The 15026-nt window shown below is 44.9% G+C and carries 12 protein-coding genes; 11 read left to right on the top strand and 1 reads right to left on the bottom strand.

Features of this window, described 5'->3' with window-relative positions; translation table 11 throughout:
• Positions 1-44 precede the first annotated feature (44 nt).
• The 5 genes from AC622_RS14130 to AC622_RS14110 all read left to right on the top strand — a co-directional run bounded on the left by AC622_RS14130 (position 45) and on the right by AC622_RS14110 (position 4962).
• Positions 45-989: a S66 peptidase family protein gene (locus tag AC622_RS14130; RefSeq protein WP_049671647.1), complete on the top strand. Its 945-nt coding sequence runs from the start codon at positions 45-47 to the stop codon at positions 987-989.
• The gene (locus AC622_RS14125) at positions 970-2052 is read left to right on the top strand and encodes a mandelate racemase/muconate lactonizing enzyme family protein (protein ID WP_049671646.1); all 1083 of its coding nucleotides are present in this window, start codon (positions 970-972) and stop codon (positions 2050-2052) included. The genes AC622_RS14130 and AC622_RS14125 overlap by 20 nt, the downstream gene beginning before the upstream one ends.
• 13 nt (positions 2053-2065) lie before the next feature.
• Complete coding sequence (locus tag AC622_RS14120) at positions 2066-2986, top strand: C40 family peptidase (RefSeq protein ID WP_331456714.1); 921 nt, start codon at positions 2066-2068, stop codon at positions 2984-2986.
• Positions 2983-3993, top strand: a complete 1011-nt coding sequence (locus tag AC622_RS14115) for an ABC transporter ATP-binding protein (protein ID WP_049671645.1) — start codon at positions 2983-2985, stop codon at positions 3991-3993. Before AC622_RS14120 ends, AC622_RS14115 begins: the two co-directional genes overlap by 4 nt.
• A gap of 90 nt (positions 3994-4083) precedes the next feature.
• Positions 4084-4962, top strand: a complete 879-nt coding sequence (locus AC622_RS14110; protein WP_197089940.1) for an ADP-ribosylglycohydrolase family protein — start codon at positions 4084-4086, stop codon at positions 4960-4962.
• A 280-nt stretch (positions 4963-5242) separates the two neighbouring features.
• Here AC622_RS14110 and AC622_RS14105 read toward each other — a convergent pair whose 3' ends face one another.
• Positions 5243-5899 carry a hypothetical protein gene (locus AC622_RS14105; RefSeq protein ID WP_049671643.1) on the bottom strand — a complete coding sequence of 219 codons (657 nt, stop codon included), beginning with the start codon at positions 5897-5899 and terminating at the stop codon, positions 5243-5245.
• 358 nt (positions 5900-6257) lie between these two features.
• On the opposite strand from AC622_RS14105, the gene AC622_RS14100 reads away from it, so the two are divergent.
• From AC622_RS14100 to glpK, 6 genes are all read left to right on the top strand, one after another.
• Positions 6258-6866, top strand: coding sequence for an alpha/beta hydrolase (locus AC622_RS14100; protein ID WP_049671642.1), 609 nt, complete (start codon positions 6258-6260; stop codon positions 6864-6866).
• 13 nt (positions 6867-6879) lie between these two features.
• Complete coding sequence (locus AC622_RS14095) at positions 6880-7494, top strand: flavin reductase family protein (protein ID WP_049671641.1); 615 nt, start codon at positions 6880-6882, stop codon at positions 7492-7494.
• A 266-nt stretch (positions 7495-7760) separates the two neighbouring features.
• Positions 7761-11618 carry a YhgE/Pip domain-containing protein gene (locus tag AC622_RS14090; RefSeq protein WP_049671640.1) on the top strand — a complete coding sequence of 1286 codons (3858 nt, stop codon included), beginning with the start codon at positions 7761-7763 and terminating at the stop codon, positions 11616-11618.
• Positions 11619-11757: 139 nt separating this feature from the next.
• A complete protein-coding gene (locus AC622_RS14085) occupies positions 11758-12312 on the top strand; it encodes a glycerol-3-phosphate responsive antiterminator (protein WP_049671639.1) in 555 nt (184 codons plus the stop codon).
• Positions 12313-12498: 186 nt separating this feature from the next.
• Complete coding sequence (locus AC622_RS14080) at positions 12499-13338, top strand: MIP/aquaporin family protein (protein ID WP_049671638.1); 840 nt, start codon at positions 12499-12501, stop codon at positions 13336-13338.
• A 51-nt stretch (positions 13339-13389) separates the two neighbouring features.
• A complete protein-coding gene (glpK, locus tag AC622_RS14075; RefSeq protein WP_049671637.1) occupies positions 13390-14880 on the top strand; it encodes a glycerol kinase GlpK in 1491 nt (496 codons plus the stop codon).
• The last annotated feature ends 146 nt before the right edge of the window (positions 14881-15026 follow it).

Here is a 15026-nt window from a genome sequence, read left to right as displayed (position 1 = left end):
ATGTTCGATTGAGAACATCCTTTTAACAGATTGGAGTGTGCTGAATGGCTGTCAAACCAGAGAGACTTAAGAGGGGAGATAAGGTAGGAATCATTGCGCCTGCAAGTCCCCCTGACTTAGAGAAATTAAAAAGAGCTGTTCCATTTTTCGAGGAGGCTTTAGGACTGGAGCTGGTTGTTGGAAAGAACATAGAGAACCAATACGGCTATTTGGCCGGAAGGGATGAGGAGCGGGCAAGTGATGTGATGTCGATGTTCCTTGACCCGGATATTAAGGCTGTTTTTTGTGCCTGCGGCGGCTATGGAACGGCAAGAATCGCAGATTTACTCGACTATGAAGCTATTAAGAACCATCCCAAAATTTTTTGGGGCTATAGCGATATTACCTACCTTCATACCGCCATTAGACAGCGAGCTGGATTGGTGACTTTCCATGGGCCGATGCTTGCCAGTGATATCGGAAATAAGGAGGTACATTCCATAACGAAACAATCATTTAACCAATTGTTCAGTCCAGAGGGGCTTTGTTACACAGAGGAGATCTCAAGGCTTGACGTATTGGTAGAAGGGTCAGGAGAAGGGGAACTTGTTGGAGGGAATTTATGTTTGATTACCTCCTCGCTTGGTACGGAAAATGAGATTGATACGGATGGAAAGATTCTCTTTATTGAAGATATACATGAAGAACCCCGGAATGTTGACCGTTACTTGAATCAGCTGTGGAATGCCGGAAAACTGCAAGGAATCAAAGGGCTTGTTATAGGTGATTTCTCTGACGGAGAGCCGGAACGCCAAAAAACTTTAACGCTTGAAGAAGTTCTACATCATTATGCGGACTTAATTGGGAAGCCAGCCATGAGCGGGTTCATGATTGGGCATTGTGATCCTCATTTTGCTATTCCACTTGGCACGGCATGTACCATCGACACAGCTGCAAAGGTGCTCAAGGTAGAAAGCGGGGTAGTAGCGAATGAAAGTAACAAATATTGATACCTTCCTCGTGAGGGTACCCCTTGTTAAACCATTTAAAACGGCGGTCCGGACCGTTCTGTCTGCAGACTCACTTGTGGTACGCCTTGATTGTGACAATGGAATTTCCGGTTGGGGTGAAGCTCCTGCGACGGTCGCCGTTACAGGAGACTCCCTTTCATCCATAGATGCTGCGATAAAGGAGCATCTTGGTCCATTTTTGATTGGACGGAATCTCTTAGCCTATGAGGAGGTGCTTACTGGATTATCGGGTGTTATGGTAGGAAACACAAGCGCTAAAGCGGCGCTCGATATGGCAGTCTATGATTGTCTTGCACAAAATAGTCATCTCCCATTATATGAATATTTGGGAGGCGCATACGGAGAGCTTGAGACAAATATGACGGTCAGTGTGAACAGCCCCGAGGAGATGGGGGAGGATACGGAGTGTTATAAGGAGCAAGGTTTTTCCATTTTAAAGGTAAAGGTTGGTATAGGAGATATTGAACTTGATATACAACGCGTGAGGGAAATCAGAAAAAAGGCAGGAAACCATATACGCATCAGGCTTGATGCCAATCAGGGGTGGTCCCCGAAAATGGCAGTCAGGGCTATAGGGCAGATGGAGGATGAGGGACTGGATATTGAACTGGTGGAACAGCCGGTAAAGGCTCATGATCTGCACGGTCTGAAGCAGGTCACTGATCATGTAAACACGTTGATTATGGCAGATGAGTCTGTGTTCTCCCCTAAGCAGGCGCTCGAGGTCATCAGAATGCGTGCGGCAGACTTGATTAATATCAAGCTGATGAAGGCTGGAGGGATTTATCAAGGGCAGAAGATCAACCAGCTGGCAGAAGCCGCTGGGATGGAATGCATGGCAGGAAGCATGATTGAAACGCATCTTGGCATTACAGCAGCAGCCCATTTTGCGGCAAGCAAGCAAAATATCACACGTTATGATTTTGATGCACCTCTCATGCTTTCAAAAAACATTCTTAATGGCGGGCTTTGTTATCAGACTAACAAGATTCATTTACCGAAAGAGGCTGGCCTTGGAATCAGGGGAATTCATACGCAATAAGGGAGGAGATTAAATGGACGGAATGCATATGCAAGTAGCTGTATCTGTTGCGACGGTCTGGACGTCTTCGGCAGCGCCGCGGGAATTGGATCGTCCTGTCATCAGTCATCCAGCCAGAATTTCGGAGTGGCTCATGGGAATGACACTGGCGGATCAGTTGGATTTGCATGATTCCAATCGTATTCAAACGCAAGTGTTATTCGGTGAACATGTAATCGTGACAAAGGTTGAGGGAGATTGGGCATCCATCCTTGTACCAGGTCAGCCTACATCGAAGAATGAGAAAGGCTACCCAGGCTGGGTTCCTTTGCGCCAGCTTAGAAAGTTCCAAAACGTTGAAGAAGTAAAGGGGACAGCTATTATTAAAAGCAAGACAGCCCTCTTAAAGATAGAGGGAATGGATTCGACCATCCCGTTATGCTATCAAACAGAGCTGCCTCTCATAAATGCAGCAGGGAACACCATTAAGGTTTTAACGCCCCTTGGCAAGGGTGAACTGCATCGGGATGATGTCCATTTCGGCAAGCCTGCTGGGAGGAAATCAGGAGAAGATATTTGCCGATCAGGTGAGCGTTTTATTGGTCTGCCGTATTTATGGGGAGGGGTGAGCAGCTATGGCTATGATTGCTCAGGCTTTGCCTATACCATGCTGAAGGCAAATGGTTTCCCTGCAGCACGCGATGCGGCCGACCAGGCAAGAGGAGGGAGAGAAGTCTCTTTAGATGCTATTAAGCCAGGGGACCTATTGTTCTTTGCCTATGAGGAGGGGAAAGGAGCGATTCATCATGTCGGAATCTATCATGGAAACGGGCGGCTGCTTCATTCCCCTAAGACAGGAAAATCGATTGAGAGCATACTGCTTGAAGGGACTATTTATGAGGGTGAGCTTTGCTGTGCCCGGCGGTATTATAAGGAAGCGGGGATGGAGGAATGAAAGGCGACAAAATACTGGAACTCCAGGAAGTGAAAAAGCATTTCCAGATTGGCAAAAAGCAGACAGTCAAAGCGGTTGACGGTATCACCTTTCATATCTTCGAGGGGGAATCTGTTGGTCTTGTTGGTGAATCAGGCTGCGGGAAATCCACGCTGGGCAGAACGATCATTGGGCTTTATAAACAATCAGAAGGACAAATTCTCTTCAAGGGAAGGAACACACAATCCTTCGGTGACAAAGAGAAGGCAGCGCTCCATCGGGATATGCAAATGATTTTCCAGGATCCATATGCTTCGCTGAATCCACGTTCGACTGTAATGGAGATTGTCTCTGAGCCGATGGAAGTCCATAAACAATATAAGAATAAAAAAGAGAGGGAGAAGCGTGTTATTGAGCTTCTGGAGGATGTGGGACTTAGTCGAGACCATGCCAATCGGTATCCGCATGAATTCAGCGGGGGACAAAGGCAAAGAATCGGCATTGCCAGGGCGCTTGCATTAAATCCTGATTTCATCATTGCCGATGAACCAATCTCCGCTCTCGATGTCTCTGTGCAAGCACAGGTTGTGAATCTGTTAAAAAGGCTGCAAAGGGAAAAGGGGCTGACCTATTTATTTATTGCTCATGACCTTGCTATGGTCAAACATTTAGCCGACCGTATCGGGGTTATGTACTTAGGCCGCCTCATGGAAATGACAGAGAGCGGAAAGTTGTATTCCAACCCGTTCCATCCTTATACAGAAGCCCTGCTTGGTGCGATTCCCATCCCAGACCCCGATGTGGAAGATGCTCGTGAGCGAACCTTGCTAAAAGGGGAAATACCCAGCCCGACTAATCCGCCGAGTGGATGTGTATTTCGTACGAGGTGTCCTTATGCAATGGAAGTCTGCAGTCGGCAAAAGCCTGCATGGCAAGAGGTTCATCAAGGACATTTCGTTGCCTGTCATTTATATAACGAGGAAGTGATGGGAGAAGAGGTCCGAACTCATATCGCGGCATCACGCTAGTAAGATGACCTTGCCGATCGATGGTAAAATATTTTGTTATTACTATGTTAAAATAATGAATAGTAGACAAAATAAAAGAGGTGCATCATAATGCTTGATCAAGTGAAAGGCGGTTTATTTGGTGTTGCAATTGGAGATGCTTTAGGCGGAACAACCGAATTCATGACTGAACAGGAGATTAAGAATAAATACGGGAAATTGACTGAAATCATTGGTGGAGGAATATGGCACTTAAAGGCCGGTGAGATAACGGATGATACAGCGATGACGTTATGCGTCGCCAAAGGAATCATCGAATGTTCGGATGACCCAATCCCTCATATCGGAGAGGAATTCCTGAAATGGTATAATCAAAAGCCAAAGGATGTGGGCATAATCATCAGTCAGGTGCTGACCATGTTTACTGGGGACTGGGAGAAAGCGGCCAAGGAGGTTCATTACGAACTGAGCGAGAAGAGTGCAGGAAATGGCTCCTTGATGAGATGCCTGCCTATCGCGCTTGCTTACTCAGATCCTAAGGAATTAGAGGAATTGACTGTACGTCATTCAAAGATGACTCATTACGATGATTCAGCTGCGGAGGCCTGCCTGATTTACAACCGGATTGCCTCTCGCCTGCTAAATGGGGATACCTTGAGGCACTCTCTCCGTGAGGAAACAGCCGGTACCATCTATGAGGACCTACTCACAAATGAGCCTGATTGCCTGCCAGATGGGTATGTCGTACATACAATGAAATGGGTTGTTCACTTCCTCTCCAACTTGGAAACCTTTGAGGACGTAGCAGTGGCTGCCGCAAATAAGGGACATGATACGGATACCGTTGCTGCCATAGCCTGCGGACTTAAAGGAATCGAGACGGGCTACAACCGCCTGCCTGAACGGTTCAAGGAAAAGATTCTTGTAAAGAGGGAATTGAATCAGGTGGCTATCGATCTTTATGACATTCGCAAAGGTAGACAAGGTTAATAAATGCCTTTCAAAAATGAAAGGGTTAGCCATCATTAAAAGTTCTAGTGCCACTATTCTAGACATTGATGTCACTTGCCGGAGCATCTAAAAGAAGGCGCAAGAAGCGAGATAGTTGATGCGACCTGCCCGTGCACCTGAATGAAGGTACAGGTTCTAAATATTATGGTTTTTCTTCAATATAGAAAAATACAGCTGAAGGAGCGGCTCCAGATGGAGCCGCTCCTATTTCATTTGATGATTTTCTCATTAGATTTAGACAGCATCTTCTTGCATCGACTTAATGTTGAGGATGTTCCATATTCCAGACAACAATCCCGTCTTCCGTTTTAATGCCCGTCAGGAGTACACGATCCCCATTAGTGAATTTCTTTTCGATATTCTCTTCTAATAAAGGACCTCTAAGCTGATAGGCTGCGGCAACTTGCTTGGGCAACGTGACTTCGATCGTATGTGAATCCGCCATGCCTGAATATGTACCCTCTATGTACTGAACTAGCTCACCTTGCTTATGTGTATAAATAATAGCTATATCTATGATTTTGTTCTGTCCGTTTTCATCTTGATAATAGTAGAGAACGATGCCATCCTCATCAGAAAGATTCTTTACCACTGATTCACATTTTGTGTTTCCCTGGCAATGAAAAGTTTTCGTCTTCCCATCTAAATCAACCTCAATGGTATGATTATCGGCTAATCCTATTACTTTTCCTTGTGCTTCTTTATAGGTAATGTCCTGTGAGGATGCCGCTAGAGAAGAAGAGGTTGAATCGGATTTTGAAGCATCCTTTGCCCACGAAAAGCTATCTCCCCAATTTGATAGGGAAAATCCTAGATACAGGCAGCCAGCTATCGTTAATAGTACCCCCATCTTAAGGAAACTGTTTCTGATTTTTTTTTGCCTTTTCTTTTTTTGACGTGCTCTTGTCACTCTCATTCTTTTATTGACCCTCCCTTTTACTATGGAACGGAAAAAATCCCATCCTTATAATAATTTGTTCTTTTTTCCTTCTATATGTCCGTCAGAGATAAAAAATTATTATGAAGTAGTAGCCTAGTGGTTCATTTAATGAAGTGTGTTATAGATATTTCAATAGTATGGGTGAAAAACGTACCCATTATCCTGCCGATAAAAAATGACTACCTCTTTTACTCATGGCAGGCATAGCTCTAACAAAAACGCTGGTTATCAATGTAGATTATTCAATCAAACCTTTTTGAAATAAACATGGAATATATTATACTGAATTCGAGATGTTTTAGGGCTGGCACAAACAAAGGGATGGTGGAAAACCATGATTGATTATTTTGCTAAAGGAAAAGATGAAAAGGCTCCTACGCTGTTTATGCTCCATGGAACCGGTGGAACGGAACGGGATCTTCTTCCCATTGCGGAGCACCTTTCTCCGGTATCCTCCGTGTTAAGTGTGAGAGGAAATGTTCTTGAACACGGGATGCCGCGCTTCTTTAGAAGACTTGCAGAAGGGGTATTTGATGAAGAGGACTTGAAGTACAGGACAAAGGAGCTTCGGGATTATTTGGATGAGGCAGCTGTTCGATATGAGTTTGATCGTCACAATATGGTTGCGATTGGTTATTCCAATGGGGCTAATATTGCCGCAAGTCTATTATTCCACTACGAGAACGTACTCGCTGGAGCCATTCTGTTTCATCCAATGGTACCAATCAGAGGAATCGAATTACCTGATTTGACTGGCCTTCCTGTTTTTATTGGAGCAGGAAAGAATGATCCTATCTGTCCTCCGGAGGAAACAAGCGAACTGGAACGAATACTTTCCGCACAACAGGCTGATGTCACTGTCCATTGGGAGAACTCTGGGCATCAGCTGGCATATGCTGAATTAACTGCCGCGGCAAATTGGTTTGGGAAGAGATTTTCTTGAAGGGGGGAATAGCATGATTTCCTTAGATCCAACTACTATGGGCGAGAGAGAAAATTATAAGTTTTTGACGGGAACGATTGTACCGCGCCCGATAGCGATTGTTTCCTCGATTTCGAATGAGGGAGTCGTTAATATTGCACCGTTCAGCTATTTTACGATTGTAAGTGCAAATCCGCCAATGATTGCTGTCTCGGTTCAAAGAAGGGATGGCCATAAGAAAGATACTTCCCAGAATATATTGGATTCACGTGAGTTTGTGGTCCATATCACGGATGAGTTGAATGCAGTGGATGCCAATCAGACAGCGGCAGAGCTGCCGTCCAATGTAAGTGAATTAGAAGTGTCAGACTTTAAGCTGACAGAGAGTGAAACAGTTCGTGTACCTGGGATTACCAATGCAAAGGTAAGGATGGAATGTACACTTTCTAAGGCGATTCCTCTTGGGGGACAGGTAGCAGATGATGCTAGCTGTGATCTGATTATTGGAAATATTACGCGGTATCATATTGACGAATCGATTTATGAGAATGGAAGAATTAATATAGATGAATTAAGACCTGTCAGCCGTCTTGCCGGCAATCAATATATGAAGCTAGGAGAAAAATTTATTCTGGAACGACCGAAATGAAATGTATAAAGAGACCGTATCTTTTATAAAGGATACGGTCTTTTTTTGGGTTTATTAGCCTGAAGGGTGATAAGGAATGCTTAAAATATTGTATTAGTTTTACTTATCACAAAGAAGAAAAGTGTCAAATTATCTAAAATAATTACAAAATATCGAAATACTAGAAGGAATTTGAATGACCATTCAGAATATATATCATTTATACGAGTGGTTGCGCTTTCATAACCACCATGACATAGATATTTCGGACAAACTGGGGGTTAGATATGAACGAATATGGCAGCGGAAATCGATTTTCCGAACTTAGACAGCGAAGGGGTTTCTGGGTATCGATTATCGCCGTATTACTGGTTCCACTCTTATATGGCTTGATTATGCTCACTCCAAGCTGGGGCCCGTATGATAATCTGTCTAATTTGCCTGTGGCAGTCGTTAATAATGACGCAGGAACTGTAACAGACGGGAAGGAAGTAAACGTAGGAAGAGATTTAGTATCCAAACTGAAGGAAGGCAATGACTTAGGCTGGAGGTTTGTCAGCAGCAGCCAGGCACAACGCGGACTAAAAGATAATGATTATTATATGGTGATCGAGATTCCAGAGGATTTCTCGAGGAAAGTTGCGACAGTCATGGATGAGAATCCAGAAAAGCCTGAGTTAAAATACACGCAAAATGAAGGCCTTCATTTCATTGCGGCCACAGCAACGAACTCAGCTATCGAAAAGATAAGCAATCAGCTTTCAAACACGATTACTGAGACTTATACGGAAACCGTCTTTGCTTCCTTAGGGGATGTCGGAGAAGGCTTTTCCGATGGTGCAGCTGGTGCCAAAAAATTAAATGACGGATCTAAGAAGCTTCACGACGGAACAGGCACATTATTGGGCTCTTTAACTGGTAAAGCGGGAGACATCAATAAGCTGGCAGACGGAGCGAACCAAGTCGCTGACGGAAATGCACAGGTAAATGCAGGCTGGGGAACAGCGGTACAGGGGTCTGGCCAGTTGGCAAATGGGGCTGGACAAGTAGCGGCTGGAAGTAGGACGCTTAATCAATCGCTCAGTGCAAAATCAGGTGATATTGCCAGGCTTGCCGATGGTGCCAAGCAGGTAGCAGGAGGAACGGCACAGGTAAATGCGGGCTGGGGAACAGCGGTACAGGGGTCTGGCCAATTAGCCTCTGGATCTAGCCAGGTAGCAGCTGGTGCCAAGCAGGTAGCAGGAGGAACGGCACAAGTAAATGCGGGCTGGGGAACAGCGGTACAGGGGTCTGGCCAATTGGCTGCTGGAGCTGGTGAAATTGTCGCCGGAAGCAGAACGCTTAATCAATCGCTTGGCGCGAAATCAGGTGATATTGCCAAGCTTGCCGATGGAGCCAAGCAGGTGGCAGGAGGAACAGCACAGGTGAATGCCGGCTGGAAAACAGCAGTTGACGGCTCCGGTCAGCTAGTAGACGGTGCAGGCCGATTGGCTTTTGGAAGCCTGACGCTTAACCAATCTTTAAGTGCGAAATCAGGTGATATTGCTAAGCTTGCCGATGGAGCCAAGCAAGTGGCAGGAGGAACAGCACAGGTGAATGCCGGCTGGAAAACAGCAGTTGACGGTTCCGGTCAGGTGGCCGATGGAGCTGGCCGATTGGCTGCAGGAACAAAGGAATTAAATGATTCCCTGAGAGCAAAATCAAATGATATTGCGACCCTCGCAGGGGGAGCGAAAAATGTAGCAAGCGGTTCAGAGACGCTTTATAACTCTTTGAGTTCTAAGGCAGGTGATATTGAAGCACTTGCCAAAGGAACGGCTGATTTGAAAAAAGGGTCAGAAGATATGTATGGTCAATTAACTGGCAACAAGGATAAGATTCAAAGATTGGCAGACGGCGGGCAAGCGGTGAATGCAGGGGCTCAGGAGCTTAGCAGGGGCACTTCTGATATGCTTGCAGGTCTAAATAAAGCAAAAGATGGAGCTGATCAGCTTGCCGGAAGTATGCCTGAATTAATCAATGGAAGTAAAGCAGTTTCAGATGGGCTGAATGGTCTTGCGGCTCAAACCCCAGGACTGAAAACAGGTTCTACGGGTGTTGTGGCAGGACTGGAAGAATTAGCGGCTCTTTATCCTGATATGGCAAAAGATCCTAAATTCCAAAACGTACTGGCAGCAGCGAAGGCCGTTCAAAGCGGAACTTCTGCCGTTGATTCGGGTGTTGGTCAATTACAAGGCGGTGCATCCACATTATCACAAAGCATTTCAACTAAATTAAGTCCTGGGGTCAATCAATTGGCTGATTCATTTAGTAGTCAGTTAATACCAGGTCAACAGAAGCTTGTCGATGGCGCTAAGCAAGTGGCAGGAGGAGCAGCGGAAATACAAGCTGGGACGGCGACAGTGAATACAAGCTGGGACGCGTTGACAACAGGTGCTGCAGCATTGAATGGTGGACTGACCACTGTGGCTGCTGGGAATGCTTCTGTGAATGAGGGCTGGAAAACAGCTGTCGCAGGAACAAGTGAATTGGCGAATGGGGCAAAGCAAGTAGCTGCAGGTAACGAGCAAGTAAATGAAGGCTGGTCTGCAGCTGTTAATGGATCTGGTCAATTAGCCAGCGGCGCTGGAGAACTTGTATCAGGAAGCAAACTGCTAAACGGTACTCTAGCATCTAAATCTGGAGAAATTGAAACATTAGCAAATGGAGCAGCAGAGGTCGCGGCAGGAAATGCTTCTGTTAATGAAGGCTGGAAGACAGCCGTTGATGGCTCAGGACAAATAGCAAGCGGAGCAGAGGAGCTTGTGCTGGGCAGCAGACTGCTAAACAGCACCTTAGCGTCTAAATCCGGAGATATCGAAACACTTGCAGCAGGAGCCCAGGAAGTTGCTGCAGGAAACGCACAAGTGAATGAAGGCTGGAAGACAGCCGTTGATGGCTCAGGATTACTTGCAGCCGGTTCTTTAAGATTGTTTGAGGGAAGTAAAGAATTGAATAGCTCATTGGCAGCGAAATCGAAAGATATTGCAACCTTAGCAGCAGGAGCAAAACAAGTATCTGACGGAGCTGGTCAAGTAGCAGCTGGAAGCAAAGAGCTGAACAGCTCATTAGCAGCGAAATCCGGAGACATTGCGACTCTTGCAGCAGGAGCGAAACAAGTAGCAGCTGGAAATGCTACAGTAAACGCTGGCTGGAAGACTGCGGTGGATGGATCAGGACAACTAGCTGATGGTTCGAAGCAAGTTGCCGATGGAAGCAAGGAGCTTAATTCATCATTGGCAGCGAAATCCGGCGATATTCAAACACTTGCAAATGGAGCAAGACAAGTGGCGGATGGAAACGCTACAGTGAAGACTGGCTGGGCAACCATGACTGACGGTGTTAAACAGTTGGATGACGGTGTCGGTCAAGTGAAGGATGGAACGCAGGAGCTGGCTTCTGGTTTAGGTGATGGGGCTGCAAAAGTGGCCGCCACGAACAGAGGGGATGAAAATAAATCCCAATTTGCAAATCCAGTACAGCTTGCAGGTGAGAAGATTAATGGGTATCCATTCTATCGCTATGCAAATGCTCCATATATTTTGTCACTCGCTTTGTTTGTCGGAGCTTTATTAATGGTGATGGTCGTTGGTGTTAGAAGGCCTGCAGGCGAAGAAGTGTCACCGCTTACTTGGTATGTGAGAAGATATGGATTTATGGCTGTATTGGTGGCTGGTCAGGCCATTTTACTGACTGTCTTTACATCCTTCTATGTCCATTCAGGCTTCTTGAATACCATATCCATGATTCCTTATGCGATTTTGGCGAGCTTAACATTCATGACAATAGCATTCTTCCTTGTTATGCTGTTAGGCAATATTGGATTATTGATCGGGGCTGCCTTCTTGATTCTGCAGCTATCCACAACAGGTTCGGCATTGCCGGTTGATATGCTTCCTGAGTATTTGAGGAACTTGAGCCAGTTCTTGCCGATGTCTTATTCAATTGCCGGTTTCCGGTCATTGATTTCGCTCAATGATTTCGGCGGTATGATAACAAATGGCGGTATTTTATTGATCTTCCTTGCCTTGTTTGCGGGATTGGCCATTGCTGTATCGTACTTCAAGAAAGACAGAGTTGTTGAGGATAGTGACATGGCAGCGTAATAGAAAATTATAAGAAAACCCTTGTGTTGGTGATATATACCTTAATGGTGTATTATTTCCACATAGGGGTTTTCTTTAGTTTGACAAAAATGGAGAAGCTGAGGCAAGGATTTGTGTCCATTTATGGTCAGGAGGTACTATGTTGAAGCAAAGTATTTTACCAGCATTATCAAATATGAAGGATTTTGAGAGGTTTCTAGATTCACCTTATGAGGCGGGTGTCATGCTAGAGATTCATCTTGGTCAAATCAAGCATGTCACCAAGATGGCAAATGCTCGAAATAAGAAATTATTTTTTCATATAGATTTAATACATGGATTGAAGAATGATGAATATGGCACTCAATATTTATGTCAGGAATTCCGTCCTTACGGGTTAATATCTACTAAATCAAGTGTCATCCAGCAAGCCAAAAAGCATGGTGTGGTAGCGGTTCAGCGTATCTTTATGATTGACAGTCATGCGATAGAAAGAAGCTTCAGGCTTGTAGAGAAATGCCAGCCGGACTTTATCGAAGTGCTGCCAGGTTCATTGCCAACCATGATCACAGAGGTCTCAAAGCGTTTCCGTATTCCTGTGTTTGCCGGAGGATTGATCCGGACTGAACAGGAGGCACAGGAGGCTCTGAAGGCAGGGGCGGTTTCTATTACAAGCTCCAATCATCATTTGTGGGAACATTTTTCCGTAAAATGAGAAAAAAGTCATGATTTTGAAAGAAAAGTCGTTGACAGCGCTTTCAGCTCGTTTTATACTGTGAGTAAGTTAATAATTCTGGTCGAGACTTGGAGACACAGGTAAGTGATGCCCTAAATTCTCATTGAATGGGTTCCCATACCTGTGCTCTTTTTTTGACCATATTTCAATGAGGGAGTGGTATTCATGACGCCATTTTGGGGTGAAGTGCTAGGAACAATGATCCTGATTATTATCGGGGCAGGGGTATGTGCTGGTGCAAATTTAACAAAGTCTTATGCGAAAGATGCGGGGTGGATCGTCATCACGCTTGCTTGGGGACTAGGGGTAACATTAGGTGTATTCGCGGTTGGAAGTATTAGTGGCGCTCATTTAAATCCAGCTGTTACAATTGGATTAGCGTTTGCAGGTGCATTTGACTGGAATCAAGTTCCATCTTATCTAGCTGCTCAAATGATTGGAGCTATCTTAGGTGCTGCTATTATCTATCTTCAATATTTACCACATTGGAAAGCCACTGAAGACCCTGGTACAAAGCTTGGTGTCTTTGCTACAGGGCCGGCGATTCCACATACATTCTCTAATTTATTGAGTGAAATTATTGGAACATTCGTCCTATTGCTAGGATTGCAATTTATCGGTGCCAATCAGTTTACGGAAGGTTTAAATCCAATTGCAGTTGGTCTATTGATCGTCGCAATCGGTATGGCACTTGGAGGAACAACAGGATATGCCATTAATCCAGCCCGTGACCTCGGTCCAAGGATTGCCCATGCGATTCTGCCGATAGCAGGTAAAGGACCATCCAACTGGGGATATGCGTGGGTACCGGTTGTCGGTCCAATTCTTGGAGGCTCATTAGGAGCATTATTCCATAAAGTAGTCTTTAATGGGGAAATGACCAATACATTCTGGTTCGTCCTTGCTGCGACAGTCGTTGTTCTATTGATTGCTTTAGCGATGAGCCCGAAGAATCAGGATGCGGCTATCCAAGCGGCGGAGGAACCAACAAAAGCGAGATTGTAAGGTTATAATAGATGAATAAACACTATTTTTAATAGGATGGGAGAGAACAAAATGGAGAAATATATTTTATCAATCGATCAGGGAACGACTAGTTCTAGGGCAATTCTCTTCAATAAAGCAGGAGAAATTGTTCATACATCCCAAAAGGAATTTACGCAATACTTTCCGAAACCAGGCTGGGTAGAGCATAATGCCAATGAAATTTGGGGCTCTGTCTTAGCGGTCATTGCAGGCTGTCTATCTGAATCGGGTATCTCCGCTTCTCAAATTGCCGGTATTGGTATTACGAATCAGCGTGAAACCGCTGTAGTCTGGGATAAAGAGACAGGTAAACCAGTTTACAATGCAATCGTATGGCAGTCACGTCAAACGAATGATATTTGTGAAGAATTGAAAGAAAAGGGCTATGATGATTTAGTACGCTCCAAAACTGGCTTGTTAATTGATGCTTACTTCTCTGGAACGAAAGTGAAGTGGATTCTTGATAATGTTGAAGGTGCGCGTGAAAAAGCTAATGAGGGCAAGCTCTTATTCGGAACTATTGATACATGGCTTATTTGGAAGCTTTCAGGCGGAAAAGCCCATGTGACGGATTATTCTAATGCTTCCCGTACCCTTATGTACAATATCTATGACTTGAAATGGGATGATGAGCTTCTTGAGATCTTGGATGTACCGAAATCTATGCTCCCAGAAGTACGTCCATCCTCTGAAGTATACGGAGAGACAATCGAATACCATTTCTTTGGTCAGAATATTCCAATTGCTGGAGTAGCAGGCGACCAGCAGGCTGCCTTATTCGGTCAAGCATGTTTTGAAACAGGAATGGCGAAAAACACATATGGCACAGGCTGCTTCATGTTGATGAACACTGGCGAAAAACCAGTGAAATCAGAGCAAGGGCTTCTTACGACACTTGCTTGGGGAATTGACGGGAAAGTCCAGTATGCATTAGAGGGAAGTATCTTTGTAGCTGGATCTGCGATTCAATGGCTCAGAGACGGCTTGCGTATGTTTAAGGACGCGGCGGACAGCGAAGCCTATTGCAGACGGGTAGATTCCACTGATGGTGTCTATGTTGTACCTGCATTTGTCGGGCTTGGTACTCCATATTGGGATAGTGATGCAAGAGGAGCTGTATTCGGTTTGACGCGCGGTACGACAAAGGATCATTTTGTCCGTGCAACAGTTGAATCACTTGCATACCAAACAAAAGCAGTTCTAGATGCAATGGAAAAAGACTCAGGCATTGCTCTGAAAACGTTGCGAGCGGACGGTGGAGCTGTGAAGAATAACTTCTTGATGGAATTCCAAAGTGACATTTTAAATGTACCTGTTGAGATTCCAACGATTAATGAAACAACTGCCTTAGGTTCTGCTTATTTAGCTGGACTTGCGGTTGGCTTCTGGGATTCACAAGAGGAGATCGCTTCCCAGTGGGCAGTGAAGAAATCATTTGAGCCGTCTATGGAAGAGAATGTTCGTGAAGAGTTGGTTAAAGGCTGGGAGAAAGCGGTAGCAAGCACTCGGACATTTAAGTAATTTTACTGCCATTTGATCAAGAATGGTGATATACTAAAAATAAGTTAATAATTGGTTAGAGATTTCGAGAGACCACGAATACATTCTCCTGCTTAGGGTAATGTATTTTGTGGTCTCTTTTTTCATAATTTGGCAAGAAAATTGAG

Source organism: Bacillus sp. FJAT-27916, from assembly GCF_001183965.1.
Taxonomy (GTDB): Bacteria; Bacillota; Bacilli; order Bacillales; family Pradoshiaceae; genus Pradoshia.
This window is presented reverse-complemented; position numbering and strand designations above follow the sequence as displayed.

Excerpts from the sequence above, each read along its gene's own strand:
- AC622_RS14130 (WP_049671647.1), top strand. The coding sequence starts at position 45 with ATGGCTGTCAAACCAGAGAGACTTAAGAGGGGAGATAAGGTAGGAATC.
- AC622_RS14125 (WP_049671646.1), top strand. The coding sequence starts at position 970 with ATGAAAGTAACAAATATTGATACCTTCCTCGTGAGGGTACCCCTTGTT.
- AC622_RS14120 (WP_331456714.1), top strand. The coding sequence starts at position 2,066 with ATGGACGGAATGCATATGCAAGTAGCTGTATCTGTTGCGACGGTCTGG.
- AC622_RS14115 (WP_049671645.1), top strand. The coding sequence starts at position 2,983 with ATGAAAGGCGACAAAATACTGGAACTCCAGGAAGTGAAAAAGCATTTC.
- AC622_RS14110 (WP_197089940.1), top strand. The coding sequence starts at position 4,084 with ATGCTTGATCAAGTGAAAGGCGGTTTATTTGGTGTTGCAATTGGAGAT.
- AC622_RS14105 (WP_049671643.1), bottom strand. The coding sequence starts at position 5,899 with ATGAGAGTGACAAGAGCACGTCAAAAAAAGAAAAGGCAAAAAAAAATC.
- AC622_RS14100 (WP_049671642.1), top strand. The coding sequence starts at position 6,258 with ATGATTGATTATTTTGCTAAAGGAAAAGATGAAAAGGCTCCTACGCTG.
- AC622_RS14095 (WP_049671641.1), top strand. The coding sequence starts at position 6,880 with ATGATTTCCTTAGATCCAACTACTATGGGCGAGAGAGAAAATTATAAG.
- AC622_RS14090 (WP_049671640.1), top strand. The coding sequence starts at position 7,761 with ATGAACGAATATGGCAGCGGAAATCGATTTTCCGAACTTAGACAGCGA.
- AC622_RS14085 (WP_049671639.1), top strand. The coding sequence starts at position 11,758 with ATGTTGAAGCAAAGTATTTTACCAGCATTATCAAATATGAAGGATTTT.
- AC622_RS14080 (WP_049671638.1), top strand. The coding sequence starts at position 12,499 with ATGACGCCATTTTGGGGTGAAGTGCTAGGAACAATGATCCTGATTATT.
- glpK (WP_049671637.1), top strand. The coding sequence starts at position 13,390 with ATGGAGAAATATATTTTATCAATCGATCAGGGAACGACTAGTTCTAGG.